At 72.0% G+C, this 26,205-nt stretch carries 22 protein-coding genes; 12 read left to right on the plus strand and 10 right to left on the minus strand.

Going from position 1 to position 26,205, the window contains the following annotated elements:
* Positions 1–8: 8 nt before the first annotated feature.
* From OG956_RS05100 to OG956_RS05125, 6 genes are all read right to left on the minus strand, one after another.
* Complete coding sequence (locus OG956_RS05100; RefSeq protein ID WP_330336733.1) at positions 9–1,613, minus strand: glycoside hydrolase family 13 protein; 1,605 nt, start codon at positions 1,611–1,613, stop codon at positions 9–11.
* Positions 1,614–1,647: 34 nt separating this feature from the next.
* The gene (locus OG956_RS05105; protein WP_330336734.1) at positions 1,648–2,523 is read right to left on the minus strand and encodes a carbohydrate ABC transporter permease; all 876 of its coding nucleotides are present in this window, start codon (positions 2,521–2,523) and stop codon (positions 1,648–1,650) included.
* The gene (locus OG956_RS05110; protein WP_330336735.1) at positions 2,520–3,476 is read right to left on the minus strand and encodes a carbohydrate ABC transporter permease; all 957 of its coding nucleotides are present in this window, start codon (positions 3,474–3,476) and stop codon (positions 2,520–2,522) included. The genes OG956_RS05105 and OG956_RS05110 overlap by 4 nt, the downstream gene beginning before the upstream one ends.
* A 5-nt stretch (positions 3,477–3,481) precedes the next feature.
* Positions 3,482–4,831 (minus strand): ABC transporter substrate-binding protein, encoded by a 1,350-nt coding sequence (locus OG956_RS05115; protein WP_330336736.1) that lies wholly within the window; start codon positions 4,829–4,831, stop codon positions 3,482–3,484.
* A 141-nt stretch (positions 4,832–4,972) separates the two neighbouring features.
* Positions 4,973–5,971: a LacI family DNA-binding transcriptional regulator gene (locus OG956_RS05120; protein WP_330336737.1), complete on the minus strand. Its 999-nt coding sequence runs from the start codon at positions 5,969–5,971 to the stop codon at positions 4,973–4,975.
* Between the two features lie 202 nt (positions 5,972–6,173).
* The gene (locus OG956_RS05125) at positions 6,174–6,845 is read right to left on the minus strand and encodes an MmyB family transcriptional regulator (protein WP_330336738.1); all 672 of its coding nucleotides are present in this window, start codon (positions 6,843–6,845) and stop codon (positions 6,174–6,176) included.
* A gap of 254 nt (positions 6,846–7,099) precedes the next feature.
* Between OG956_RS05125 and OG956_RS05130 the strand changes: the two genes are divergently transcribed.
* From OG956_RS05130 to OG956_RS05140, 3 genes are all read left to right on the plus strand, one after another.
* Positions 7,100–7,756, plus strand: coding sequence for a helix-turn-helix domain-containing protein (locus tag OG956_RS05130; RefSeq protein ID WP_330336739.1), 657 nt, complete (start codon positions 7,100–7,102; stop codon positions 7,754–7,756).
* A gap of 32 nt (positions 7,757–7,788) precedes the next feature.
* Positions 7,789–8,328 carry a toxin-antitoxin system, toxin component gene (locus OG956_RS05135; RefSeq protein WP_330342740.1) on the plus strand — a complete coding sequence of 180 codons (540 nt, stop codon included), beginning with the start codon at positions 7,789–7,791 and terminating at the stop codon, positions 8,326–8,328.
* Positions 8,329–8,553: 225 nt separating this feature from the next.
* Positions 8,554–8,781, plus strand: coding sequence for a hypothetical protein (locus tag OG956_RS05140; RefSeq protein WP_330336740.1), 228 nt, complete (start codon positions 8,554–8,556; stop codon positions 8,779–8,781).
* Positions 8,782–8,812: 31 nt separating this feature from the next.
* Here OG956_RS05140 and OG956_RS05145 read toward each other — a convergent pair whose 3' ends face one another.
* Positions 8,813–9,490 (minus strand): 4'-phosphopantetheinyl transferase family protein, encoded by a 678-nt coding sequence (locus tag OG956_RS05145; RefSeq protein ID WP_330336741.1) that lies wholly within the window; start codon positions 9,488–9,490, stop codon positions 8,813–8,815.
* Complete coding sequence (locus tag OG956_RS05150; RefSeq protein ID WP_330336742.1) at positions 9,438–10,343, minus strand: metallophosphoesterase family protein; 906 nt, start codon at positions 10,341–10,343, stop codon at positions 9,438–9,440. The genes OG956_RS05145 and OG956_RS05150 overlap by 53 nt, the downstream gene beginning before the upstream one ends.
* Positions 10,344–10,663: 320 nt before the next feature.
* Here OG956_RS05150 and OG956_RS05155 point away from each other — a divergent pair, with 320 nt between their 5' ends.
* Together OG956_RS05155 and OG956_RS05160 are read left to right on the plus strand one after the other, a co-directional pair.
* Complete coding sequence (locus OG956_RS05155) at positions 10,664–11,791, plus strand: ATP-grasp domain-containing protein (RefSeq protein WP_330336743.1); 1,128 nt, start codon at positions 10,664–10,666, stop codon at positions 11,789–11,791.
* A 186-nt stretch (positions 11,792–11,977) separates the two neighbouring features.
* On the plus strand, positions 11,978–13,663 hold the full coding sequence (locus OG956_RS05160; protein WP_330336744.1) for a carbohydrate binding domain-containing protein: 1,686 nt from the start codon (positions 11,978–11,980) through the stop codon (positions 13,661–13,663).
* Positions 13,664–13,732: 69 nt separating this feature from the next.
* Here the strand turns inward: OG956_RS05160 and OG956_RS05165 are convergent, their stop codons facing one another.
* The gene (locus OG956_RS05165; RefSeq protein ID WP_330336745.1) at positions 13,733–15,070 is read right to left on the minus strand and encodes a 6-phospho-beta-glucosidase; all 1,338 of its coding nucleotides are present in this window, start codon (positions 15,068–15,070) and stop codon (positions 13,733–13,735) included.
* Positions 15,071–15,284: 214 nt separating this feature from the next.
* Between OG956_RS05165 and OG956_RS05170 the strand changes: the two genes are divergently transcribed.
* Complete coding sequence (locus OG956_RS05170) at positions 15,285–16,043, plus strand: IclR family transcriptional regulator (protein ID WP_330336746.1); 759 nt, start codon at positions 15,285–15,287, stop codon at positions 16,041–16,043.
* A 233-nt stretch (positions 16,044–16,276) separates the two neighbouring features.
* Positions 16,277–17,677 (plus strand): glycoside hydrolase family 16 protein, encoded by a 1,401-nt coding sequence (locus OG956_RS05175; RefSeq protein WP_330336747.1) that lies wholly within the window; start codon positions 16,277–16,279, stop codon positions 17,675–17,677.
* 46 nt (positions 17,678–17,723) lie between these two features.
* Here the strand turns inward: OG956_RS05175 and OG956_RS05180 are convergent, their stop codons facing one another.
* Entirely contained in the window at positions 17,724–18,629 is a 906-nt protein-coding gene (locus OG956_RS05180) for a helix-turn-helix transcriptional regulator (RefSeq protein ID WP_330336748.1), read from the minus strand.
* A 146-nt stretch (positions 18,630–18,775) separates the two neighbouring features.
* On the opposite strand from OG956_RS05180, the gene tkt reads away from it, so the two are divergent.
* From tkt to pgi, 5 genes are read left to right on the plus strand one after another with little or no spacing between them, the layout of a single operon-like run.
* Complete coding sequence (tkt, locus tag OG956_RS05185; protein ID WP_330336749.1) at positions 18,776–20,851, plus strand: transketolase; 2,076 nt, start codon at positions 18,776–18,778, stop codon at positions 20,849–20,851.
* A gap of 41 nt (positions 20,852–20,892) precedes the next feature.
* Positions 20,893–22,038: a transaldolase gene (gene tal, locus OG956_RS05190; protein WP_330336750.1), complete on the plus strand. Its 1,146-nt coding sequence runs from the start codon at positions 20,893–20,895 to the stop codon at positions 22,036–22,038.
* Positions 22,035–23,618 (plus strand): glucose-6-phosphate dehydrogenase, encoded by a 1,584-nt coding sequence (gene zwf / locus OG956_RS05195; RefSeq protein WP_330336751.1) that lies wholly within the window; start codon positions 22,035–22,037, stop codon positions 23,616–23,618. The genes tal and zwf overlap by 4 nt, the downstream gene beginning before the upstream one ends.
* Positions 23,615–24,541, plus strand: a complete 927-nt coding sequence (gene opcA / locus OG956_RS05200; RefSeq protein ID WP_330336752.1) for a glucose-6-phosphate dehydrogenase assembly protein OpcA — start codon at positions 23,615–23,617, stop codon at positions 24,539–24,541. Before zwf ends, opcA begins: the two co-directional genes overlap by 4 nt.
* A 1-nt stretch (position 24,542) precedes the next feature.
* Positions 24,543–26,204 (plus strand): glucose-6-phosphate isomerase, encoded by a 1,662-nt coding sequence (gene pgi, locus OG956_RS05205; protein WP_330336753.1) that lies wholly within the window; start codon positions 24,543–24,545, stop codon positions 26,202–26,204.
* Position 26,205 lies beyond the last annotated feature (1 nt).

Consider the following 26,205-nt stretch of genomic DNA (forward strand, 5'->3'; position numbering starts at 1 on the left):
GGCGCGGCTCAGGCGTGCAGCCAGGCCGCCGTGTCCTGCGGCAGCCGGCCCGCGGCGTCCAGCGGGCCGCTGCCGAGCAGGAGCCGGGAGTGCGCGGGGAGGTCCACGGGCGTGGGCGCGAGGTTGACCACGCAGACCGCTTCCGCGCGGGTGAAGGCGAGGACCCCGTCGGGGGCGGGGAGCCAGGTCAGGGGGCCGTCACCGAAGACCGGGCGGGTGGCGATGGCCCGGCGGTACAGGGAGAGCATGGAACCGGGGTCCCGCTGCTGCCGGTCGACCGCGTACGCGGGCCAGCCGGCCGGCTGCGGCAGCCACGGCTCCTGCCGCGCGCCGAATCCCGCGTACGGCAGGCCGCCGGCCCAGGGCAGCGGCACCCGGCAGCCGTCGCGCCCGGGATCGACGCCGCCGGAGCGGAAGTACATCGGATCCTGGATGCGGTCGACGGGGATCTCCGCCTCCGGCAGCCCCAGCTCCTCCCCCTGGTAGAGGTACACCGAGCCGGGCAGCGCCAGCGACAGCAGGGCGGCCGCGCGGGCCCGCCGGGTGCCGAGCGCCAGGTCGGTCGGGGTGCCGAAGGCCTTGGCGGCGAAGTCGAAGCCGGTGTCCTCGCGGCCGTAGCGGGTGACCGTGCGGGTGACGTCGTGGTTGCACAGCACCCAGGTGGCCGGGGCGCCGACCGGAGCGTGCTCGGCCAGGGTGGTGTCGATGGACGCGCGCAGCCGGCCGGCGTCCCAGGGGCAGGCCAGGAAGGAGAAGTTGAAGGCGGTGTGGAGTTCGTCGGGGCGGAGGTAGCGGGCGAAGCGCTCGGCGTCGGGCAGCCACACCTCGCCGACGAACACGGCGTCGTACTCGTCCGCGACCCGGCGCCAGGAGCGGTAGATGTCGTGGAGTTCGTCGCGGTCGACGAAGGGGTGCGGCTCGGGGTGCGTGGCCAGGTCGGGCAGGGCGGGGTCCTTGGCGAGGAGGGCCGCGGAGTCGATGCGGACGCCGGCGACGCCCCGCTCGAACCAGAAGCGCAGGATGTCCTCGTGCTCCTGGCGGACGGCCGGGTGGGCCCAGTTGAGGTCGGGCTGCTCGGGGGTGAACAGGTGCAGGTACCAGTCGCCGTCGGGCAGGCGGGTCCACACCGGTTCGGTGGAGCCGACGAACTGCGACGGCCAGTCGTTCGGCGGGAGTTCGCCGTCCGGGCCGCGCCCGGGGCGGAAGTGGAACAGCTCGCGTTCCGGGCTGCCGGGTCCGGCGGCGAGGGCGGCCCGGAACCAGGGGTGCTGGTCGGACACGTGGTTGGGCACGATGTCGACGATCGTGCGGATGCCCAGCCCGGCTGCCTCGGCGATGAGTTTCTCGGCCTCGGCGAGGGTGCCGAAGGCAGGGTCGATGGCGCGGTAGTCGGCGACGTCGTAGCCGCCGTCCTTCAGGGGTGACAGGTACCAGGGGGTGAACCACAGGGCGTCCACGCCGAGTTCGGCGAGATACGGCAGCCGGGAGCGGACGCCCGCGAGGTCGCCGGTGCCGTCGCCGTCGCCGTCCGCGAAGCTGCGGACGTAGACCTGGTAGATGACGGCCGAGCGCCACCAGTCGCGGTCCTTGCGGGCATGGGTGGGCTGTCCCACGGAGCTTGACCTTTCTGTGGAGGAGGCGGCGGCGTCAGCCCTTGGTGCTGCCCGCGCTGATCCCGGCGATGATGTGCCGCTGGAAGAGCAGGAACAGCGCCACCATCGGGATGCTGGCGATCACCATCGCGGCGATGAGCACGGTGAGCTGGATGTTCTGCGACAGCTGGACCAGGGCGACGCTGATCGGCTGCTTGTCGGTGTCGGAGAAGACCATCAGCGGCCACAGGAAGTCCTGCCAGACGGCGACCAGCGCGAAGATCGACACCACGCCGAGCACCGGCCGGGACATGGGCAGCACCACCGACCACAGGGTGCGCAGCTTCCCGGCGCCGTCGATCTCGGCGGCCTCCAGCACATCGCGCGGCAACTGGTCGAAGAACCGTTTGAGCAGGTAGAGGTTGAAGGCGTTGGCGACGGCCGGCAGCCAGATGGCGAGCGGGTCGTTGAGCAGGCTGGTGTGCAGCAGCGGCAGGTCGGCGACGGTCAGGTACTTCGGTACGACGAGGGCCTGCGCCGGGACCATGAGGGTGGCGAGGATGCCGCCGAGGATCACCTTGCCGAACGCGGGCCGCAGCCTGGACAGGGCGTAGGCGGCGGCCGTGCAGAAGACCAGCTGGAACGCCCAGGCGCCGGCGGCCTGCACGACGGTGTTCCACAGGTGCTGCGGGAGCTGCATCAGGTCCCAGGCGCCGGTGTAGCCGCTGAGGTGCCAGTGCTCCGGGACGAGCGTCGGCGGGGTCCGGGCGACCTCGTCCGGGGACTTCACCGCACCGGTCACCATCCAGTAGACGGGGAAGAGGAAGGCGAGCGCGAAGAGCAGGACGACGGCCGTGAACACGGTCCAGTAGACCGCCTTGCCGCGCCGGCGGGCGAGGGCCGCCGGGGAGATCAGGGTGCGGGTGCTCATACGGTGTCCCCCTCGCCGCGGGTGAGCCGCAGGTACACGGCGGAGAAGGCGCCGAGCAGGACCAGGAGCATGACGCTGAGGGCGCAGGCGCCGCCGAAGTCGTTGTAGAGGAAGGCGTACTTGTAGATGAGGTAGAGCACGGTCACCGTGGCGCTCTCCGGGCCGCCGCCGGTGATGACGAACGGCTCGGTGAACACCTGCATGGTCGCGATGATCTGAAGGAGCATCAGCATCAGGATGACGAACCGGGTCTGCGGGACGGTGACGTGCCGGACGCGCTGGAGCAGGCCGGCGCCGTCGAGTTCGGCGGCCTCGTACAGCTCGCCCGGGATGGACTGCAGGGCGGCGAGGTAGATGAGGACGGTGCCGCCCATGTTGGCCCAGGTCGCCACGATCACCAGGGAGACGAGCGCGGTGTCGGTGCCGTTGGACCAGTTCGAGGTCGGCAGGTGCAGGAAGCGCAGCGTCTCGTTGGCGAGGCCGGCTCCGGGGTCGTAGAACCACTTCCACAGCAGGGCGCTGACCACCGGCGGGATCATCACCGGCAGGTAGACCACGACCCGGAAGAACGCCTTGGCGTGGCGGAGTTCGTTGAGGACCAGGGCGAGCAGGAAGGGGACCGCGAAGCCGAGGAGCAGGGCCAGCAGGGTGAAGGTGAGGGTGTTGCGCCAGGCCGCGCCGAACTCGGGGTCGTGCAGGACGCGGGTGAAGTTGGCGGTGCCCACCCACTGCGGCGCCGAGCCCGGCGTGTACTTCTGGAAGGCGATGACGACCGCGCGGATCGCCGGGTACCAGGAGAACAGGGCGAAGCAGACGAGGCCGCCGAGGAGGAAGGCGTAGGCGCGGGCCTGGTCGGCGAGGCGGCGCCGCCCGAGGCCCCCTGTCCGGGGCGGCGCGGGGACCGGGTGGACGGCGGCCTGGGTCACGGGCCGCCGCTCGGCCGTCTTCGTCATGGCGGTCAGCTCCGGGCCAGAATGCTGTCGATCTTGCCTGAGGCGTCCTTGAGGAGCTGGTCGATGTCGGCGTCCTTCTTGGTGAGGACGGCGGAGACGGCGGAGTCGAGGACGGAGTAGATCTGCTGGGCGTCCGGCGGCTCGATCTTCAGCCGGAGCCGGGCGCTGCCGTCGAGGAACGCCTGGTAGTTCCCCACGGGCACGTTGGCGTTGGCCTTCTTGACCTGCTGGTCCTCGGCGTCGGCGGCGCCGGTGAACAGGCGCGGCTCGGGCAGGCCGACCGGGGCGTTGTTCTTCTTGGCGCGGGCGTAGTCGCCGAGGAAGCCGGATCCGGGGGTGAGGAACATGTGGTCCAGCCACTTCAGGCCGGCGCGGATCTGGGCGGGCGTGTCGTGCTTGTTGAACATGTAGCCGTCGCCGCCGATGAGGGTGGCCCTGCCGCCGGGCATGGGGCCGATGGCGATGTCGTCGTAGTTCGCGCCCTTCTCCTTGACCAGGATCGGGATGTTGTCGGGGGCGGCGAGGTACATGCCGAGCCTGCCCGAACCCATCATCTGCTGGACGTCGTTGATGACGAGGAGCTGCTTGCTGCCCATGGAGTCGTCGGTCCACCGCATGTCGTGCAGGTTCTGCAGCACTGCGTGGCCCTCGGGGGTGTCGATGGCGGCCTTCTTGCCGTCGGCGCTGACGACGTCGCCGCCTTGCGAGTACAGCTCGGCGGTGAAGTGCCAGCCGCCCTGGTTCTGCGCGCTGTAGTCGGCGTATCCGACGGTGCCGCCGCCGAGCGCGGCGATCTTCCTGGCGTCGGCGCGGACCTCGTCCCAGGTGGCCGGGGGCTTGTCGGGGTCGAGCCCGGCCTTCTGGAAGAGCTTGCGGTTGTAGATCAGCCCCATGCTGTATCCGGTGCGCGGGATGCCGTAGACCTTGCCGTCCACGGTGTAGATGTCCCGCAGCTGCTTGCGGATGCTGCCGTACGACTTCAAGTCCTTCAGGTACGGCGTGAGATCGGCGGCCTGGTGGATGTCCACGACGTGCTCGGCGTCGGTGAAGTACGTGTAGAAGACGTCTTCCATCTGGCCGCCGGCGAGCTTGGCGTCGAAGGTCTTCGGATCCTGGCAGGGGAAGGCGTCGTGGGCGACGACGTCGATGTCCGGGTTCTGCCTGGCGAAGGAGGCGAGGTCCTCCTCGAAGAACCTGCGGTCGGTCTTGGCGCTCCTGGGCGGCTCGCAGTTGACGGTGATGCGCGTCTTGCCGCTCGCCGAGTCGTCGCCCGAGCCGCAGGCGGTGGCGGCGAGGGCGAGCGACGTGACGACGCCGATCGCGACGACGGTACGGCGGAACCCGGCACTTCTCATCGGTGGACCCCCAGATGGCACTCATGGCAGGAGCGGTGGGCGCCGCACACTCAAGCACCGCCGGCATCTACCCGCAAGATGTCGCGCGGATTCTGTAATTATTCGACAGCCAGCTGGATCTTCTCGATCTCCTCCGGGAACTCAGCGGCGCGGGGCTTGCGCAGTGGATCCGCGCACCACCAGCTCGGGCTCGAACAGCAGCTCCTCGGCGGGGACGGCGCTGCCGCCGATCTGCGCGCTCAGCAGCTCGACGGCCGCACGGCCCATGGCCTCGATGGGCTGGCGGACGGTGGTGAGCGGGGGTTCGGTGCAGTTCATGAAGGCCGAGTCGTCGTAGCCCACGACCGAGATCCGCCCCGGGACGTCGTACCCCTTGCGGCGGGCGGCCCGGATCGCGCCGAGCGCGAGGGGGTCGGAGGCGCAGATGATGCCGGTGACCCCCCGGTCGATCAGCCGGGAGGCGGCGGCGTGGCCGCCCTCGATGGAGAAGATCGCCCGGGCGACGCACTCCTCGGGCAGGTCGCCGGCGACCGCGCGGGCGGCGGCCAGCTTGCGCGCCGAGGGCATGTGGTCGCCGGGGCCGAGCACCAGCCCGATGCGCTCGTGGCCCAGGGAGGCGAGGTGCCGCCAGGCCTGCTCGACGGCGACGGCGTCGTCGCAGGAGACGCCCGGGAAGCCGAGGTGCTCGATGGCCGCGTTGACCAGCACGACGGGGATGTTGCGCTCGGCGAGCAGCCGGTAGTGGTCGTGCGGGGCGTCCGCCTGCGCGTACAGGCCGCCGGCGAAGACGACGCCGGAGACCTGCTGCTGCAGCAGCAGGTCGACGTAGTCGGCCTCCGAGACGCCGCCCTTGGTCTGCGTGCACAGCACCGGGGTCAGTCCGAGCTGGGCCAGCGCGCCGCCGATGACCTCGGCGAACGCCGGGAAGATGGGGTTCTGCAGCTCCGGCAGGACCAGGCCGACGAGCCGGGCGCGCTCACCGCGCAGCTGGGTGGGGCGTTCGTACCCGAGGACGTCGAGGGCCGTCAGCACCGCCTGCCGGGTGGCCTCGGAGACCCCGGGCTTGCCGTTGAGCACCCGGCTGACGGTCGCCTCGCTGACCCCGACCTTCTTCGCCACTTCCGCAAGTCGCCGTGTCATGGACGCAAGCGTAGCGCAAGTCTTGCAAGCGGCTTGCGTAGACAGGCGGCCGGTCGCAGCCGACAGGCCGAAGGGTGGTGTCGTCCGGCGGATGCGGGCCCGATGGGGGACGATCGCGGGTCCCTGCGCCCCCCCGCGCCCCTCGGGAGCGCTCGTCCTTCGACCCGGCGCCGCCGGCGACCTGAACGCCGGCGGTGCCGGATCAGTTCTCGGGGGCCGGGACGATCGTGAGGTGGGCGCCCGGGCCGCGCGGGCGGCGTGGGCGGCGCACCGGCGCGGCGGGCCGGCGGCCCTCGCGCAGGACCAGCGTCAGCCGCCGGTAGCCGAGGTCCCGCAGCACATGGGGCGTCTCCTCGACGACGCGGCACTCGGTGGGGCCGCGGCGCGGGTCGGGGTGGCGCAGCAGCCGCACGGCACCGTCGAGCCGGGCCGCGCTCTCGCCGACGGCGCGGATCCAGTGCGGCAGGCCCTGCCGGTAGGCGGCCTCCAGGAGCGGGTCCTGGGCGAGGTCGCGGCGGATCGCCTGGAGTTCGTGGTCGTGGCCGTACGTCTCCAGGGCGGCCCTGAGGTGGGCCAGCATCGGCAGGCACCAGCCCTGCTCGTGCTCGCCGAGCACGTCGCCCGCGTCCGGATGGAACAGGACGAACCGCAGGAGGTTGTCCTGGGGCATGGCCGTCACGTGCCGGCGCACCCCGCGGAAGAGCGTCTCGAAGGCGCCGTTGGCCATGACGACGTCCCAGCGGTGGTCGACGACCACGGACGGGCAGGCGAGGGACTCCAGCAGGACGGCGTAGTCCTGGAGGTACGCCTGGGTCTCGCAGGTCTCGGGGACGGGCCGCGGTGCCGGCCGCTGCCCTCCTGCCTGATGTGCCATCGGGAGGTCACCCCTCTTGCCTCTGCGGCCTTCACGCGGCCCTGCGATCCTGCGGCCCCCGGCAAGACCGTGTCAACTATCGTGGCATTTCGCGGCCGTTGAAGGCTGAAATTCGCCACAGTTGTGGCGACACCTGGATGTGAGTTCGAGGCACCCGCTACTCTCCGGGAAGTTCACGGCGATCGCTCGTGAGAAGCACCGGCTCAGCAACACGGACACATCGGAAGCCCTTGAGAGACGTAGGAGTTCTGTCGGTGACGGATGGCTACGAGGATCCGGGCGCCACGGCGACCGCCCAGCTGCCGGCCGTCGTCGCCCGCGTCACCGCGCTCGCCGACCGGCTCGGCGTGCCGCATGCCGAGGTCTTCGACGTCGGGCGGCTCTCCTTCGCCTGCGGCGTCCCGGAGCCGGTGGTCAAGGCCCTGCTCGCCGGCCGGCCCGCCGGTGAGCCGGACGTCCAGGCGCGTTTTCTGCAGCGCCTGGGCCTGCTGCGACGCACCCGTCTGAAACCGAACGGCCGCAAGTACACCCAGCAGGAGATCGCCGACGGCGCGGGCATGTCGCGGCAGCAGGCCGGCGCGCTCATCAACGGCGACCGGCGGCCCACCATGGAGCACTGCGACGCGCTGCAGCGCTTCTTCAAGGTGCACGCCGGCTTCCTCACCGCGGAGGACCCCGAGGCGCTGGCGGGCGCGCTGCAGCGCACCGAGCAGGAGCTGCTGACCAAGCTCGCCGACCGGGAGCGGGCCGCGGCCGGGGCCGAGGAGGACGCGCTGGAGCGGCTGCTGCAGGACCACGGGGTGCGGGGCATAGCGTGGCGGGCCGCGCAGTTGCCCACCGACCAGCACCGGGACAAGGTCGCGGAGTGGCTCGACATGCTGCTGGAGAGCGTCAAGCGGCCCGAGTCGTGAGCCGGGGGAGGACTGTGGGCATCGGCAGGGACATGCGCCGGCTGTGCAACGAACTGGTGGGCGGGGTACGGCTGCCCGCGCCCGCGCCACCGGGCGAGCTGTACGGCGCGCTGTGCGCGGCGATGAGCCGCCGCCGGGGCCGCCCGGTGCACTTCCGTGCGGCCGCCTTCCCGCCGGGCACGGCGAGCGGGCTGTGGCTCGACCTGACCGACCGGGACCTCGTGGTCGTGGAGGAACGCACCGCGCCCGACCACCAGTTGGTGATTCTCGGCCATGAGCTGTGGCACATGCAGGCCGACCACCGCGGCCACCACGTCGACGGCGTGGGGGTCGCCACGCGGCTGCTGCACGACGACACCGACCAGGAGGCGCTGCAGGCCACCGTGCAGCGGGTCGCGGCGCGGACCCGGTTCGACCTGACCGAGGAGCGGCAGGCCGAGACGTTCGGTCTGCTTCTGGCCAGCAAGTGCCGTACGTGGCTCGCTGGTTCGGCCCTGCGCGGCCCGGTGCAGCGCGACGACGTGGCCGGGCGCATCGAGGCGTCGCTGGGCTATCCGGGGCCGCAGGGCTGATCCGGACGGCCGTACGGCGCCGGAGTCCGGGGCCGGTACACGGTCACGCACCGCACGGTGTGCCCCCGCGCCCGGGCTCCCTTCCGGACCCCGGTGACAGGCTTCGGGCTGCGCCGAGCGGGCGAACCGGAGCGGAGCCGGGGGGCGTTGTCAGTGGTGGGCGGCAAGCTGGAGAGTGCGCCGCAGGGCGCGCGACCGTGATGCCTACTCGGGGAGAGCCGACCGATGCCCACCGCCGTACTGACCGACCGTGAGCGCACCGCCGTGCAGGCCTACCTTCGGCTGCTGCACACGGTGCGCGCCGCCTTCGACGGGCCGCCGGACGGCGGCCGGCCCGCCCTCGTGCCGCCGGCCGTGCTGGCCGAGGCGGAGCGCGCCCTGGCGCACGCGGGCCTCGCGGGCAACGAGGAGGAGTTCTTCCGCCTGCTGCGCGACTGGTGCCCGCCGGACTGACCGCGCCGGTGCGGACGGCCGCCACCGTGCCTCAGGAGTGCGGGACGGCCACCGCGGTGAGGGCCAGGCCGTCGCGTGCGGCCCACCGGCCCTCGAAGGCCTGCAGCCGGCGGCCGCCGACCTGGGGCCCGGGGACGAGGAGTTCGGCGCGCAGGGTGCCGTGCGGCCGGCCGCCGGGGGCCGCGTGGAGGGTGATGTCGGCCTCGGAGAAGTCCAGCCAGGCGCCGGTCAGCGGGAACCACGCCTTGTAGACGGACTCCTTGGCGCTGAACAGGATCCGCTCCCAGTGCACGCCGGGCTGCCGCTCGCGCAGCCGGGCGATCCGCCCGGCCTCGGCGGGCAGGACGATGTGGCCCGCGTCGTCGGGGAGCGGCTCGTGCGGCTCGGCGTCGATGCCGAGGGAGGCCAGGTCGCCGGCGCGGGCCAGGGCGGCGGCGCAGTAGCCGTCGCAGTGGGTCATGCTGCCGATCAGGCCGGCCGGCCAGCGCGGTGCGCCCCGTTCGCCGCGCAGGACGGACTGCGCCGGCACGCCGAGCTTCTCCATGGCGCGCCGGGCGCAGCCGCGCACGGCGGCGAACTCGCGGCGGCGCTTGGCCACCGCGCGCTCGACGAGCGCTGCCTCCCCGGGGTGCAACCCGGCGTCCCACAGCGGGTCGTCACGGTGCGCCTCCACGGCCACGACCGACTCCGGGAGCAGCTCCTCGATCACCGGCTTCGACCTCCGTCGGCAGGATGCGGCGCAGCCGGCCCGGCGGCTCCGGGCGCTTGCGCCATTCGCGGGGATAGCCGACGGAGACCTCCTCGAAGCGGACTCCGTCGTGCCAGGTGGTGCGCGGGATGTGCAGATGGCCGTAGACCATCGCCGCGACCGGGAACCGCCGGTGCCAGTCGGCGGTCAGCAGGGTGCCGCACCACATGGCGAACTCGGGGTACCACAGCACCTCGGTGGGGTGCCGGTGCAGCGGATAGTGGTTGACCGGTACGACCGGCAGGCCGGCGGGCAGCTCGGCGAGCCTGCGCTCGGTCTCGGCGACCCGCGCCCGGCACCAGGCGTCACGGGTCGGATAGGGATCGGGGTGCAGCAGGTACTCGTCGTTGCAGACGACGCCGGTGCCCTCGGCGTAGGCCAGCCCCTCGGCCTTGGTGGCGCAGCCGGGCGGCAGGAACGAGTAGTCGTACAGCAGGAACAGCGGGGCCACGGCGACCGGGCCGCCGGGCCCCTGCCACACGGGGTAGGGGTCCTCGGGGGTGACGACGCCCAGCTCGCGGCAGAGTCCGACCAGGTGCTCGTAGCGGGCGACGCCGCGCAGGGTGACCGGATCCTTCGGATGGGTCCACAGCTCGTGGTTGCCGGGCGCCCACAGCACCTTTCGGAACCGGCCCGCGAGCTTCTCCAGGGTCCAGCGGATGTCGGCGACCGTCTCGGCGACGTCGCCGGCCACGATCAGCCAGTCCTCGTCGCTCTCGGGCCGCATGTCCTCGACCAGGGCGCGGTTCTCCGGATAGCCGATGTGCAGGTCGCTGATGGCCAGCAGTTGTCCGGCCCCGGCCGCAGACGTCACCCGGCTCCCCTTCCGATCATCCTCTGCCGGGACCACGAGAACACATTTCCGCAGACCGGACAAGACGCTCCCCGGCCGCCGCGCCGGCGGCCCGCGGCACGGGGCGCGCAGCGGCCGTACGGACCCCGGCGCGCCTCCTGGACGGGCGCCGGAAATCCGTAACGTCCGCGTTGCACGCGAGGGCTCTTGAAAGCCGTATGATCGCCTCGACACCATCACCCCAATCCCCCTTTTCGCAGGGGTGCTTCGGTGTCCCTTCCTTCCTCCTGCCCGGGCCCGGGCCGCTGCGCCCTGCCCGCACACCATGAAAGGCGGCCTGCATGCTCTCTCGCGTACGCGTCTGGCTCAACCGCACGTACGCGGAGAACGTGTTCTTCATGGATCAGCTGCGCAGAAATCCCAGCGACCGCGCGGTGGAGATCCACGCCACGCACGCCGACCCGGACTCCCCGGTCCTGGCCGCCGCCGACACCGCCGACCTGGAGCCGGACGGGCTGTCCCCGGCCGCGTACGTCGAGTACGCCCTCGACCAGTGCGCCCGGCGCGGCATCGACGTGTTCGTGCCGCGGCTGCACCAGGCGGCGATCGTGGCGCACCGCGCGGAGTTCGCGGCGGCCGGTACGGCACTGCTGGCGCCGACGCCCGAGGCGGTGGCCGTCTTCGAGGACAAGGCGACCGCGTACGAGGCGGTCCGCTCGGTGGGGGTGCCGGTGCCGCCGTGGTGGCGGGTCCGCACCGCCGACGAACTCCTCGCCGCGGTCGAGGAGTTGGAGGCCGGCGGGCACAGGGCGTGCTTCAAGCCGGCCGCCGGCGCGGGCGGGGTCGGATTCCGCGTGATCACCCGCGCGCCGTTCTCGCTGGCCCATCTCGAGGGGTTCCCGGGCCCGTACGTCCAGCTCGACCTGGTCGTCGAGGCGCTGCGGCGGTCCGGGGAGCCGGTGGACTGGCTGGTGATGCCGCGCCTGGACCAGCCCGAGGTGTCCGTGGACTGCCTGACCGGGACGGACAACCGGCTGCGGCTCGCGGTGGGCCGCACCAAGAACGGGCGCCGCAGGGGCTTCACGCTGGACGAGCGGTGGCTGGAACCGGCCCGGCTGATCGCGGAGGGCTTCGGGCTGCACCATCTGTCCAACGTCCAGTTCCGGATGTTCGGCGACCGGCCCGTGCTGATGGACGTCAACACCCGGCCCGCCGGGGGGCTGCACCAGCTGTCGCTGTGCGGGGTGAACGCGCCGTGGGCGGCGGTGCAGTTGGCGCTGGGCGAGGACCCCGGGGTCCTCGAGCCGCCGTTCCTGGGGCAGGACTACACAGTGGTGGCCGGGCCGCGGTCGCTGCTGCCCGTGCCTGCGGCGCTTCCGCAGCAGAGGGCGGAGTCGGCCGACGTGCTGCTGCCGAAGGTGCCCGCGCCCGCTCCGGCACCCGAAACGGCCCAGGTCCTGCCGCTCTAGACCGCCCGCCGGCCCGGTTCCGGTGTGGCCGGCCGCACCCGCGGCGGAGCGGCATGTCCCCTACAGCCCGCGCCTCTTGAGGCGCGGGCCCCCTTGACAGCCGCATTGGTCCATACCAAATTCTTCAGCGCACCTCCGCACACTCCCGTGCACTCCCGAACACCCTTTTCCCCACAGGGAGATCGCGTGCGCAATCCACTCGGGCGTCACAGACGCCGGCTTCTCGCCCTGCTCGGTGCCGCCGCCCTCGCCGTCGGCGGGGCCGTCGCCCTCCCGGGCACCGCTCAGGCGGCCAACGTCCTCACCAACCCCGGCTTCGAGTCCGGCGGCCTCTCCCCCTGGACCTGCACCGGCAACCTCGGCTCGGTCGTCTCCTCCCCCGTGCACGGCGGCGCCAAGGCGCTCCAGGGCGCCGTGACCGACAGCGACAACGCGCAGTGCAGCCAGACGGTCGCCGTGCAGCCGAACACGACCTACACCCTCAGCGGCTGGGTCCGCGGCAGTTACGTCTACCTGGGCGTGAACGGCGGCGCCTCGACCTGGACGACCTCGCCGACGGCGTACAGCCAGTTGAGCGTCTCCTTCACCACCGGCGCCTCGCAGACCAGCGCCACCGTCTATGTCCACGGCTGGTACGCCCAGGGCACCTACTGGGCCGACGACATCAGCCTGGACGGCCCGGGCGGCGGGGGCGGCGGGGACACGCAGGCGCCGACCGCGCCGACGGGCCTGACCTCCACCGGCAAGACGTCGTCCAGCGTCTCGCTGTCGTGGAACGCCGCCACGGACAACGTGGGCGTGACCGGTTACGACATCTACAGCGGCTCGAACCAGGTGCTGACCGTCTCCGGCACGTCCGCCACGGTCAGCGGGCTCTCGCCCAGCACGTCGTACACCTTCACGGTGAAGGCGCACGACGCGGCCGGGAACGTCTCGGCCGCCTCCAACGCCGTCTCCGTGACCACGAACGCGGGCGGCGGTGGCGGCACCGGGTTCAAGCAGGCCGCGCCGTATCTGTACGAGGGCTGGGGCGATCCGCCGAGCCCGACGACGGTGATGAGCGCGACCGGCATCAAGTGGTTCACGATGGCGTTCGTGCTGGACTCCGGCGGCTGCACCCCGGCCTGGGACGGCAGCCGGCCGCTCACCGGCGGCGCCGACCAGAGCGCGATCAACGCGATCCGCTCCGCCGGCGGGGACGTCGTGCCGTCCTTCGGCGGCTGGCAGGGCAGCAAGCTCGGCGCCAACTGCTCCTCGGCCGCCGCGCTGGCCGGCGCGATCCAGAAGGTGATCGACGCCTACGGCCTGAAGGCGGTCGACATGGACATCGAGAACACGGACGAGTTCGAGAACGAGGCCGTCCAGGCGAAGATCCTCACCGCGCTGAAGACGGTCAAGGCGAACAACCCCGGCCTGAAGACCATCGTCACCTTCGGCACCTCCACCACGGGCCCGACGTACTACGGCAACCGGCTCATCGAGCAGGCGCAGTCGCTCGGCGCGAACATCGACGTGTTCACCATCATGCCGTTCGACTTCGGCGGCGGCTCGGACATGTACGGCAACACCGTGAACGCGGCGGAGGGCCTGAAGAACAAGCTGAGGTCGACCTTCGGCTGGGACGACGCGACCGCCTACGCCCACATCGGCATCTCAGGCATGAACGGCCTGTCCGACCAGCAGGAGACGACCACCCCGGCGATCTGGACCCAGATCCGGGACTGGGCGAACTCCCGCCACATCGCGCGGCTCGCCTTCTGGGCGGTCAACCGCGACCGGCCGTGCGCGGGCGGCGGCGTGGTGAGCAACTGCTCCGGCATCAGCCAGAACACCTGGCAGTTCACCTCCATCACGGCCGGGTTCACCGGCTGACCCCACCGAACCGGCGGCCGGTCCCACGAGGGCCGGCCGTCCCGGCGCGCTCGCCGGGGCCCGTACCGGTCACTTCAGGTAGGCGAGCTGGGGGTGGGCCGCCGTGTAGCCGTCGACCAGCCTGCGGGCCACGTTCACCGAGTCGACCAGCGGATGCAGGGCGAACGCCCGCACGGCCGCCGCGCGGTCGCCGGAGTCGGCGGCGGCGAGCACCTCGCGCTCGACCGCCTTGACGGCGCAGACCAGGCCGGTGGCGTGGCCGGGCAGCGGGTCGACCGCGACCGGGTGCGCGCCGTTGGCGTCGACCAGGCACGGGACCTCGATCACCGCCTCGGCGTCGAGGACGGACAGGGTGCCGCGGTTGCGGACGTTGAGGATCAGGGTCGCGCGCTCGTCCCGCGCGATGGCCCGCATCAGGGCGAGGGCGACCTTCTCGTAGCCGCCGGACAGGTCGTCGGCCTCCCGTTCGCCGGCGCCCGCGGTCTCGCGGTTCTCGGCCATGTAGGTCGCCTCCCGCTCGGCGCGGGTGCGTTCCCACAGCGCGAGGGCGGACCCCTCCGACCGCGCGGCCTGTTCGTAGAACCGCGCCTGCTGGTCGCGCAGGAAGGCGCCGCGGGTCTTCTCGGCCCGCCGGTAGGCGCGGACGGTCTCGCGGTTGAAGTAGTAGTAGTGCAGATACTCGTTGGGGATCGCGCCGAGCGACCGCAGCCACTCCGGCCCGAACAGCCTGCCCTCCTCGAAGGAGCCGAGCAGGCCCGGGTCGGCGAGCAGGCGCGGGAGTTCGTCGCGCCCGGCGACGCGCAGTCCGCGCACCCAGCCGAGGTGGTTGAGGCCGACGTAGTCGATCCACGCCTCCTTCGGGTCCGCGCCGAGCACCCGGGCGATACGGCGGCCGAGGCCGACCGGTGAGTCGCAGATGCCGATGACGCGGTCGCCGAGGTGGCGGGACATGGCCTCGGTGACCAGGCCCGCGGGGTTGGTGAAGTTGATGACCCAGGCGTCGGGGGCGAGCCGGGCCACCCGCCGGGCGATGCCGACGGCGACCGGCACCGTGCGCAGGCCGTAGGCGATGCCGCCCGCGCCGACCGTCTCCTGGCCGAGCACGCCCTCGGCCAGGGCCACGCGCTCGTCCGCCGCCCGGCCCTCGAGGCCGCCGACGCGGATCGCGGAGAAGACGAAGTCGGCGCCGCGCAGGGCCTCGTCGAGGTCGGTGGTGGCGGTCACCTCGGGCGCGCCGGGCGCCCCCGCGGCCTGCTCGGCCAGGACGCGGGTCACGGCGGAGAGCCGGCCCGCGTCCAGGTCGTGCAGCACGACCCGGGTGACCCGGCCCTCGGCGCGGTCCGTCAGCAGCGCCCCGTACACGAGCGGGACGCGGAAGCCGCCACCGCCCAGAATCGTCAGCTTCACGCCCGTACCTTCCCTGCCGCCACGATCACCGCGTCTCCCCGAGTATCGAGCACTCCCGCGGAGGATCACATGATCCCGCGCACCCTGGACGTCCGGGGCGCTCCCCCTGCCCCGCCGGCACCGCCGACCGGAGCCCGGCGCGGCGGCCCGTCGCCGCGGGGGCGGCGGTGGGCTACGATCCGGCGAGGACGTACGGCGACTGGGCGAGGTGCGGGTGAGCGAGCGGTCCGCTGCCGACCGTCTGCTGGCCGTGCTCGCCGCGTTCGACCACGAGCACCCCGCCCTCTCCCTCACCGGCATCAGCCGCCGGGCCGGGCTGAGCCTGACCACCGCGCACCGGCTGGCCGGCGCCCTGACCGCGTGGGGCGCGCTGGAGCGCGACGCGTCCGGGGTGTACCACGTGGGGCTGCGGCTGTGGGAGGTGGCCGCGCTCGCGCCGCGCGGCCTGGGCCTGAGACAGCTGGCGCTGCCGTACCTGGAGGATCTGTACGAGGCGACGCACGAGAACGTGCAGCTGGCGGTGCGGGACGGCACGGAGGTCGTCTACATCGAGTGGCTGTCGGCGCGTTCGGCGGTGGGCGTGCACATCCGGGTCGGCGGACGCTGGCCGCTGCACGCCACCGGCGTCGGGCTGGTCCTGCTCGCCCACGCCGGGCCGGAGCTGCAGGAGGAGTACTGCGCCGGGCCGCTGGCCGCGTTCACGCCGTACACGATCACCGATCCGGTGCGGCTGCGCCGTACCCTCGCCGAAGTGCGCCGGTCCGGCGTGGCGGTGAGCGAGCGGCAGGTCACCGAGGACGCGCTGTCGGTGGCGGCGGCGGTGCGCGGAGCCGACGGTGACGTGGTCGCGGCGGTGTCGGTGGTGGTGCCCCGGGCGACCGCCCAGGTGCCGGCGCTGACCCCGGCGGTACGGCTGGCGGCACGCGGGATCTCCCGGGCCCTGGGCTGGCGGCCGGAGCGGCGCGGAGGCTGAGCGGCGCGGCCCCCACGGAAGGCACCGGCGGGACGGCGGGCGGCGCGCTCTGCGCCGGTACGGGCGGCTTCACCCCCTGAACTCCCGCACAGGGGTGGGACTTTCTTTGTTTCAAGGCTTGACGACCGCGAGGGCGGGGAGCACATTGGCGGCACCTTGAGAGCGCTCTCAGAAACGACCGCGGGAGCGCTCCTCAAGACCCCCCGCACACTCCGTACCCGAGAGGCCTCCCCATGAGCGCATCCTCCGGCATACCCAGACCGCGCCCGCTGCGGCGCGCGCTCGTCGCCGTCGTCGCCACGCTGGGCCTGGCCGCGGCCGTCGCCACGGCCGCCACCGCGCCCGCGAACGCCACCGCCCCCGCGCCTCCCTCCGGCTGGTCCCAGGTCTTCCTGGACGACTTCAACGGCTCGGCGGGCTCCGGCGTCAACACGTCGAACTGGCAGTACGACACCGGGACCTCGTACCCGGGCGGGGCCGCGAACTGGGGCACCGGCGAGGTCGAGTCGATGACCTCCAGCACGAACAACGTCGCCCTGGACGGCAACGGCAACCTGCTCATCACCCCGCGCCGCGACGCATCCGGGAACTGGACCTCCGGCCGGATCGAGACCACCCGCACCGACTTCCAGCCCCCGGCCGGCGGCAGGCTGCGGGTGGAGGCGCGGATCCAGATGCCCAACGTCACCGGGAACGCTGCCGCCGGCTACTGGCCCGCGTTCTGGATGCTGGGCGCGCCGTTCCGCGGCAACTACCAGAACTGGCCGAGCGTCGGCGAACTCGACATCATGGAGAACGTCAACGGCCTGAACAAGACCTGGGCCACGATGCACTGCGGCACCAACCCGGGCGGCCCCTGCAACGAGACCACCGGCCTCGGCAACTCCACCGCCTGCCCGAACACCACCTGCCAGTCGGGCTTCCACACCTACACCATGGAGTGGGACCGCTCGGTGAGCCCGGAGGCGATCCGCTTCTACGTCGACGGCGTCAACTACCAGACGGTCACGGCGAACCAGATGGACGCCACCACCTGGGCGAACGCCACGAACCACGGCTTCTTCGTGATCCTCGACGTGGCGATGGGCGGCGGCTTCCCCGGCGCGTTCGGCGGCGGCCCGACCGGCGCCACGGAGTCCGGCCACCCGATGGTCGTCGACTACGTCCAGGTGCTGCAGTCCTCGGGCAGCGGCGGCGGCACCACTCCCCCGCCGAGCGGCAACCGCGACGCCTACAGCGCCATTCAGGCCGAGTCCTACGACAGCCAGTCCGGCGTCAGCACCGAGGCGACCACGGACACGGGCGGCGGCCAGGACATCGGGTACGTCGCGAACGGCGACTGGGCGCTGTACAAGGGCGTCAACTTCGGCTCCACGGCGGCCAGGCAGTTCTACGCCCGGGTGGCGAGCGGCGCGGCCGACGGCGTGAGCGGACTGGTCGAGGTGCGCCTGGACAGCCGGAGCAACGCTCCCATCGGCAGCTTCGCCGTCGGCAACACCGGGGGCTGGCAGTCCTGGAAGACGGTCCCGGCCAACATCAGCTCGGTGACCGGCACCCACGATGTCTATCTCACCTTCAGCAGCGGCCAGCCGGCGGACTTCGTGAACGTCAACTGGTTCGACTTCGGGCACTGACCGGCCCGTTCGGCCGGTGACCGGGGCGCGCTCCGGTCACCGGCCGTCATCTCATGTCGGCGCGGAAGGCCACCGGTGTCTGCCCGGTGTGCAGGTGGAAGAACTTGGTGAAGTTCGCCGCGTCGGGGAAGCCCACGGCCGCGCCGACGCGGCCGATCGGCATGTCGGTGTGGGCGAGGAGGCGTTTGGCCTCCAGGACGACGCGTTTGTCGATGAACCCCTTGGGCGTCTCGCCGGTGGCGGCGCGCACGGCGCGCACCAGGGTGCGCCGGGAGTAGCCGAGCGCGTCGGCGTAGGCGCTGACGCTGTGGTTGGTGGCGAAGCCGTGCTCGACGGCGTCCCGGAAGCGGGTGAAGGTGCTGTCCGTCTGCGGCCGGCCGCCCTCGGCGGAGCTGGCCGCGAGGTGGGCGAGGCGCAGCAGGGCCGCGGTGAGCGTGTGTCTCAGCACGGCGGTGTGCAGGCTGAGCGGGAGCGTCGTGGTGTCCTCGTACTCGCGGCGCAGCTGGTCGAGGGCCGCCCGGAGCGCGGCGAGCCGGTCCGGGTCGGGGTGCAGCAGGGGCGGCAGGTCGTAGCGGTACAGGCCGGTGGCCTCGACGGTGGCGCGGGGCAGGAAGCCGGGCTGCATGGTCAGGACGGTTCCGCGGTACACGGCCTCCCGGGAGAAGCGGTGGACCTGTCCGGGGCGGATCCACAGCAGGTCGCCGGCGCCGGCCTCGTACTCGGCGAAGTCGATCATGTGCCGTACGGGACCGTCGCTGAACAGCATGACGATGTGGAAGTCGATGCGGTGGACGCGGTGCAGGGGGGCGTCGGCGTGCCAGGTGCGGCCCGCGCCCATGGGGCCGATCTGCATGCCGACGCCTGCGACGGACCGGTCGGTCGGGAAGGGGAAGGTCTCGATGCCCTCACCGCCCGCGTGCGCGCCCTCGCCGTGGGGCGTTCTGTCAGCCATGTCCTCTTTACGCCGTCCCTGTCCCGCGATCACTGTCCCAGATTCACCACAGGCTGACACACCCCGCCCTTTCTTCGAAAAAGTCAGACTTTTAAGTTTGAAGGCGTCAGGCCAGCACTTCCGCACGGAACGAGGACTTCTTGAAGATGACCACGCACACATCCGATGGCTTCGAGTGGACCGACCTCGACCGGCGTGCCGTGGACACCGCCCGTCTCCTGGCGGCCGACGCGGTGCAGAAGGTGGGCAACGGCCACCCGGGCACGGCGATGAGCCTGGCGCCTGCCGCGTACACGATCTTTCAGAAGGTGATGCGTCACGATCCCGCGGACCCCGAGTGGACCGGCCGGGATCGTTTCGTCCTGTCCCCGGGTCACACCTCGCTGACCCTGTACACGCAGCTGTTCCTCGCCGGGTACGAGCTGGAGCTGGACGACCTGAAGGCGTTCCGCACGCACGGGTCCAAGACCCCGGGCCACCCTGAGTACGGGCACACGGCCGGCGTCGAGACCACCACCGGTCCGCTCGGGCAGGGCGTCGCCAACGCCGTCGGCATGGCGATGGCGGCCCGCTACGAGCGCGGCCTGTTCGACCCCGAGGCCCCCGCCGGCACCTCCCCCTTCGACCACACCGTCTGGGCGATCGTCTCCGACGGCGACCTGGAGGAGGGCGTCTCCGCCGAGGCCTCCTCGCTCGCCGGCCACCAGAGGCTCGGCAACCTCGTCTTCCTCTACGACGACAACCACATCTCCATCGAGGGCGACACCGCGACCGCCTTCTCCGAGGACGTCCTGAAGCGGTACGAGGCCTACGGCTGGCACACGCAGCGCGTCGAGCCCACCGCCGACGGCGACATCGACGTGCCCGCCCTGTACGCCGCGCTGAAGGCCGCGCAGGCCGAGACCGAGCGCCCGTCGATCATCGCGATGCGCACGATCATCGCCTGGCCCGCCCCGAACGCGCGGAACACCGAGGCCTCCCACGGCTCGGCGCTCGGCGAGGAGGAGATCGCCGCCACCAAGCGGCTGCTCGGCTTCGACTCCGGGCAGACCTTCCAGGTCGAGAACGACGTCCTCGACCACACCCGGCGGGCCCTGGACCGGGGCGCCGAGGCGCACGCCGCCTGGGACAAGCGGATCGCCGAGTGGCGCACCGCCAACCCCGAGCGCGCCGCCCTCTTCGACCGGGTCGCCAAGGGCGAGCTGCCCGAGGGCTGGGAACAGAGCATCCCCGTCTTCGAGGAGGGCAGGTCCGTCGCCACCCGCGCCGCCTCCGGCAAGGTGCTGCAGGCGCTCGGCCCGGTGCTCCCCGAGCTGTGGGGCGGCTCCGCCGACCTCGCCGGCTCCAACAACACCACCATCGACAAGACCAGCTCCTTCCTGCCGGAGGGCAACCCGCTGCCCGAGGCCGACCCGTACGGCCGTACCGTCCACTTCGGCATCCGCGAGTTCTCCATGGCCGCGGAGATGAACGGCATCGCCCTGCACGGCAACACCCGGATCTACGGCGGCACCTTCCTGGTGTTCTCCGACTACATGCGCAACGCGGTGCGCATGTCGGCGCTGATGCAGCTGCCGGTGACGTACGTGTGGACGCACGACTCCGTCGGCCTCGGCGAGGACGGCCCCACCCACCAGCCGGTGGAGCACCTGGCCTCGCTGCGCGCCATCCCGGGCCTGAACGTCGTCCGCCCGGCCGACGCCAACGAGACCGCGGTCGCCTGGGCCGAGATCCTGAAGAGGCACGCCACCCGCCCTGCCCCGCACGGGCTCGCGCTCACCCGCCAGGGCGTGCCGGTGTACGCGCCGAACGAGGACGCGGCCAAGGGCGGCTATGTGCTGCGCGAGTCCTCGACCGAGGTCCCGGAGGTGATCGTCATCGCGACGGGATCCGAGGTTCAGCTGGCCGTGGCCGCGCGGGAGCTGCTGGAGGCCGAGGGCATCGGCACGCGCGTGGTGTCCATGCCGTCCGTGGAGTGGTTCGAGGAGCAGCCGCGCGAGTACCGCGAGCGGGTGCTGCCGCCGGCCGTGAAGGCCCGGGTGGCCGTGGAGGCCGGGATCGCTCTGACCTGGTACCGGTACGTCGGCGACGCCGGCCGGATCGTCTCCCTGGAGCACTTCGGCGCCTCCGCCGACGCCAAGACCCTGTTCGCCGAGTTCGGCTTCACCCCCGAGAACGTCGCCGCCGCGGCCCGCGAGTCGCTCGCCGCGGCGCGCGCCTGACACCGACGCCCGATTCGCCCCGAATCCGATCCGAAAGAAGAATGATCACTGTGACCGAAGCAATCGCGACCCCGGGAGCCCTCAAGCGCCTCGCCGACGAGGGCGTGTCGATCTGGCTCGACGACCTGTCGCGGAAGCGGATCACCTCGGGCAGCCTCGCCGAGCTGGTGGCGAGCGGCAGCGCCGTCGGCGTCACGACGAACCCCTCGATCTTCCAGGCCGCCATCGGCTCCGGCGAGGGCTACGAGGAGCAGCTCGCCGACCTCGCCGTGCGCGGGGTGACGGTGGACGAGGCGGTGCGCATGATGACGACCGCCGACGTGCGCGACGCCGCCGACATCCTGCGCGAGGTGTACGACGCCACCGGCGGCCGGGACGGCCGGGTCTCCATCGAGGTCGACCCGCGCCTCGCCCACGACACGGCGGCCACCGTCGCCGAGGCCAAGCAGCTCGCCTGGCTGGTCGACCGCCCCAACGTGATGATCAAGATCCCGGCGACCAGGGCCGGCCTGCCGGCGATCACGGAGGTCGTCGGGCTCGGCATCAGCGTCAACGTGACCCTGATCTTCTCCCTGGAGCGCTACCGCGAGGTCATGGCCGCCTACCTGGCCGGGCTGGAGAAGGCCCGCGAGCGCGGCATCGACCTCGCCGGCATCCACTCGGTGGCGTCCTTCTTCGTCTCCCGCGTGGACAGCGAGATCGACAAGCGGCTGACCGCCCTCGGCACCGACGAGGCCCTCGCCCTCAAGGGCCGCGCGGCCCTCGCCAACGCCCGGCTCGCCTACGAGGCGTACGAGGAGGTGTTCGGCTCCGCCCGCTGGCTGGCGCTCGCCGGCGCGAAGGCCAACAAGCAGCGTCCGCTGTGGGCGTCCACCGGTGTGAAGGACCCCGCCTACAAGGACACTCTGTATGTGGACGAGCTGGTCGCGCCGGGCACGGTGAACACCATGCCGGAGGCCACGCTGAACGCCGTCGCCGACCACGGCGAGATCACCGGCGACACGGTGACCGGCGGCTACGCGCAGGCCCGCGCCGACCTGGCCGCCGTCGAACGGCTCGGCATCTCCTACGACGAGGTCGTCCGGCAGCTGGAGGACGAGGGCGTCGCCAAGTTCGAGGCCGCCTGGCAGGAGCTGCTGGACGCCGTAGCGAAGTCCCTGACGAGCAAGGGAGTTGACGCCCGATGACCGACAACGCACCCGCCGCCGACGCACCCGAGGTGCGCATCCCGGTGGTCCCGGCCGCCGACTGGGAGAACCCGCTGCGGGACACCCGCGACCGCCGGCTGCCGCGCATCGCCGGCCCGTCCGGCCTGGTCATCTTCGGCGTGACCGGCGACCTGTCCCGCAAGAAGCTGATGCCGGCCGTGTACGACCTCGCCAACCGGGGTCTGCTGCCGCCGGGCTTCTCCCTGGTCGGCTTCGCCCGCCGCGAGTGGGAGGACCAGGACTTCGCGCAGCTCGTGCACGACGCCGTGAAGGAGCACGCCCGCACCCCGTTCCGCGAGGAGGTGTGGCAGCAGCTCGCCGAGGGCATGCGGTTCATCCCCGGCGACTTCGACGACGACACCGCGTTCAAGCAGCTCAAGGACGCCGTGCAGGAGCTGGACGCCTCCCGCGGCACCGGCGGCAACTTCGCGTTCTACCTGTCGGTGCCGCCGAAGTTCTTCCCGAAGGTCGTCCAGCAGCTGAAGAAGCACGGCCTGGCGAGCCCGCCCCAGGGTTCCTGGCGGCGCGCGGTCATCGAGAAGCCGTTCGGCCACGACCTGGCCAGCGCCCGCGAGCTGAACGCGATCGTGCACGAGGTGTTCGAGCCGGACCAGGTGTTCCGCATCGACCACTACCTCGGCAAGGAGACGGTCCAGAACATCCTGGCGCTGCGCTTCGCCAACCAGATGTACGAGCCGATCTGGAACCGGTCGTACGTCGACCACGTGCAGATCACCATGGCCGAGGACATCGGCATCGGCGGCCGGGCCGGCTACTACGACGGCATCGGCGCCGCCCGCGACGTCATCCAGAACCACCTGCTGCAGCTGATGGCGCTGACCGCCATGGAGGAGCCCATCGCGTTCGACGCGGAGGCGCTGCTCACCGAGAAGCTGAAGGTGCTGAAGTCGGTGCGGCTGCCCAGGGACCTGGGCCGCAGCACCGTGCGCGGCCAGTACGCGGAAGGCTGGCAGGGCGGCGAGAAGGTCGTCGGCTACCTCCAGGAGGAGGGCATCGACCCGCAGTCGAAGACCGACACGTACGCGGCGGTCAAGCTCGGCATCGACAACCGCCGCTGGGCGGGCGTGCCGTTCTATCTGCGCACCGGCAAGCGGCTGGGCCGCCGGGTCACCGAGATCGCGGTGGTCTTCAAGCGGGCCCCGCACTCCCCCTTCGACTCCACGGCGACCGAGGAGCTGGGCCAGAACGCGATCGTGATCCGCGTCCAGCCCGACGAGGGCATGACCGTCCGCTTCGGCTCCAAGGTCCCGGGTACCTCTATGGAGATCCGGGACGTGTCCATGGACTTCGCCTACGGCGAGTCGTTCACCGAGTCCAGCCCGGAGGCGTACGAGCGGCTCATCCTGGACGTGCTGCTGGGCGACGCGAATCTGTTCCCCCGTCACCAGGAAGTGGAAGAGTCCTGGAAGATCCTCGACCCGATCGAGGAGTACTGGGCGGCGCACGGCAGGCCGGCGCAGTACGCGTCGGGCAGCTGGGGACCGAAGGAAGCGGACGAGATGCTCGCACGAGACGGACGGAGCTGGCGCAGGCCATGAAGATCGACCTGACCGACACCACGGCAAGCAAGATCAACAAGGCGCTGGTGCAGGGCCGCCGCGCCATCGGCACCCCCGCCGTGGGCATGGTCCTGACGATGGTCATCGTCACGGACGAGGAGAACGCCTACGACTCGATCAAGGCCGCCGAGGACGCCTCGCGCGAGCACCCCTCGCGCACCCTGGTCGTCATCAAGCGGCACGCCCGCACCCTGCGCGACCGCACCCACTCCCGGCTGGACGCCGAGGTCCGGGTCGGCTCCGAGGCGGGCACCGGAGAGACGGTCGTGCTGCGCACCTACGGCGAGGTGTCCGACCACGCCGACTCGGTCGTGCTGCCGCTGCTGCTGCCGGACGCCCCGGTGGTCGTGTGGTGGCCGGTGGAGGCGCCCGACGCCCCGTCCAAGGACCCGCTCGGCGCCCTCGCGCAGCGCAGGATCACCGATCTGTACGCCGTCGACCGGCCGCTGGAGGTCCTGCAGACCCGGGTGCGCAACTACGCGCCCGGCGACACCGACCTCGCCTGGACCCGGCTCACCCTGTGGCGGTCGATGCTGGCCGCCGCCCTGGACCAGGCCCGCGAGAAGGTGATGTCGGCAGCCGTGGAGGCCGAGGCCGACAACCCCAGCGCGGAGCTGCTCGCCCGCTGGCTCGAGGCCCGGCTCCGCCTCCCGGTCGACCGGGTGCCGTCCGCCGGACCGTTCGTCACTGCCGTGCGCCTCGGCACCGAGAACGGCGAGGTCGTCATCGACCGCCCCGAGGGGCCGCTCGCCACGCTGTCCCTGCCGGGCCAGCCGCCGCGCACGCTCGCCCTGAAGGTGCGCCCCACCTCCGAACTCATCGCCGAGGAGCTGCGCCGCCTCGACGCCGACGAGATGTACGCCATCGCCCTCAAGGGCGAGGCCGCCAAGGAGAACGCCTGAGATGGCCCAGTCCGAGTTGCCCCAGCTCACCGACCGGCCCGAGTGGACGGCCCTCGCCGACCACCGCGCCAAGGGGAAGCCGCGCCTGCGCGACCTGTTCGCGGCGGACCCCGGCCGCGCCGAGCGGTACGCCGTACGGGTCGGCGACCTGTACATCGACTACAGCAAGCACCTGATCACCGACGAGACCCTGGCCCTGCTCCGGGAACTCGCCGCCGCCACCGGCGTGTTCGCGCTGCGCGACGCCATGTTCCGCGGCGAGCGGATCAACGTCACCGAGAACCGGGCCGTGCTGCACACCGCCCTGCGCGCTCCGAGGGACGCGGTGATCGAGGTCGACGGCGAGAACGTCGTGCCGAAGGTGCACGCCGTCCTCGACAAGATGGCCGCCTTCGCCGAGCGGGTCCGCTCCGGCGAGTGGACCGGGCACACCGGCAGGCGGATCAGGAACGTCGTCAACATCGGCATCGGCGGCTCCGACCTCGGCCCCGCCATGGCCTACGAGGTGCTGCGCCCGTACACCGCGCGCGAGCTGACCTTCCGGTTCGTGTCGAACGTGGACGGCGCCGACCTGCACGAGGCCACCCGCGGCCTGGACCCCGCGGAGACGCTGTTCATCGTCGCGTCCAAGACGTTCACCACGATCGAGACGATCACCAACGCGACCTCGGCACGCTCGTGGCTGCTGGACGCCTTCGACGGCGACGAGAAGGCCGTCGCCCGGCACTTCGTGGCCCTGTCCACGAACGCCGAGAAGGTCACCGAGTTCGGCATCGACCCGGACAACATGTTCGAGTTCTGGGACTGGGTCGGCGGCCGGTACTCGTACGACTCCGCGATCGGCCTGTCGCTGATGATCGCCATCGGCCCGGACCGCTTCCGGGAGATGCTCGACGGCTTCCGGCTGATGGACGACCACTTCCGCACCGCACCCGCCGAGGCCAACGCCCCGCTGATCCTGGGCCTGCTGGGCATCTGGTACGGCAACTTCCACGACGCCCAGTCGCACGCCGTGCTGCCGTACAGCCACTACCTGTCGAAGTTCACCGCCTACCTCCAGCAGCTGGACATGGAGTCCAACGGCAAGTCGGTGCAGCGCGACGGCCGGCCGGTGCAGTGGCAGACGGGTCCGGTGGTGTGGGGCACGCCGGGCACCAACGGGCAGCACGCCTACTACCAGTTGATCCACCAGGGCACCAAGCTGATCCCCGCGGACTTCATCGGCTTCGCCGAGCCGGTGGCCGAGCTGAGCGGTGAACTCAAGGCGCAGCACGACCTGTTGATGGCGAACTTCTTCGCCCAGACCCAGGCCCTCGCCTTCGGCAAGACCGCCGAGGAGGTCCGCGCCGAGGGCGTCCCCGAGGAGCAGGTGGCCCACCGCACCTTCCGCGGCGACCACCCCACCACCACGATCCTCGCCGGCTCGCTGACCCCGTCCGTGCTCGGCCAGCTGATCGCCCTCTACGAGCACAAGGTGTTCGTGCAGGGCGCGGTGTGGAACATCGACTCCTTCGACCAGTGGGGTGTGGAACTCGGCAAGGTCCTCGCCAAGCGGGTCGAACCGGCCCTCACCGAAGGCGCGGACGTGCCCGGTCTCGACCCGTCCACCACGGCCCTCGTCGCCGCCTACCGCACCCTCAAGAACGCTCAGGAAGTGAACTGAT

This window comes from Streptomyces sp. NBC_00557, from assembly GCF_036345995.1.
GTDB lineage: Bacteria > Actinomycetota > Actinomycetes > Streptomycetales > Streptomycetaceae > Streptomyces.

Bases quoted from the DNA above. Each gene is read 5' to 3' on its own strand.
- OG956_RS05105 (WP_330336734.1), bottom strand. From the start codon at position 2,523: ATGAGCACCCGCACCCTGATCTCCCCGGCGGCCCTCGCCCGCCGGCGC.
- OG956_RS05110 (WP_330336735.1), bottom strand. From the start codon at position 3,476: ATGACGAAGACGGCCGAGCGGCGGCCCGTGACCCAGGCCGCCGTCCAC.
- OG956_RS05115 (WP_330336736.1), bottom strand. From the start codon at position 4,831: ATGAGAAGTGCCGGGTTCCGCCGTACCGTCGTCGCGATCGGCGTCGTC.
- OG956_RS05120 (WP_330336737.1), bottom strand. From the start codon at position 5,971: ATGACACGGCGACTTGCGGAAGTGGCGAAGAAGGTCGGGGTCAGCGAG.
- OG956_RS05125 (WP_330336738.1), bottom strand. From the start codon at position 6,845: ATGGCACATCAGGCAGGAGGGCAGCGGCCGGCACCGCGGCCCGTCCCC.
- OG956_RS05135 (WP_330342740.1), top strand. From the start codon at position 7,789: ATGCGCCGGCTGTGCAACGAACTGGTGGGCGGGGTACGGCTGCCCGCG.
- OG956_RS05140 (WP_330336740.1), top strand. From the start codon at position 8,554: ATGCCCACCGCCGTACTGACCGACCGTGAGCGCACCGCCGTGCAGGCC.
- OG956_RS05155 (WP_330336743.1), top strand. From the start codon at position 10,664: ATGCTCTCTCGCGTACGCGTCTGGCTCAACCGCACGTACGCGGAGAAC.
- OG956_RS05175 (WP_330336747.1), top strand. From the start codon at position 16,277: ATGAGCGCATCCTCCGGCATACCCAGACCGCGCCCGCTGCGGCGCGCG.
- OG956_RS05180 (WP_330336748.1), bottom strand. From the start codon at position 18,629: ATGGCTGACAGAACGCCCCACGGCGAGGGCGCGCACGCGGGCGGTGAG.
- tkt (WP_330336749.1), top strand. From the start codon at position 18,776: ATGACCACGCACACATCCGATGGCTTCGAGTGGACCGACCTCGACCGG.
- tal (WP_330336750.1), top strand. From the start codon at position 20,893: ATGATCACTGTGACCGAAGCAATCGCGACCCCGGGAGCCCTCAAGCGC.
- zwf (WP_330336751.1), top strand. From the start codon at position 22,035: ATGACCGACAACGCACCCGCCGCCGACGCACCCGAGGTGCGCATCCCG.
- opcA (WP_330336752.1), top strand. From the start codon at position 23,615: ATGAAGATCGACCTGACCGACACCACGGCAAGCAAGATCAACAAGGCG.
- pgi (WP_330336753.1), top strand. From the start codon at position 24,543: ATGGCCCAGTCCGAGTTGCCCCAGCTCACCGACCGGCCCGAGTGGACG.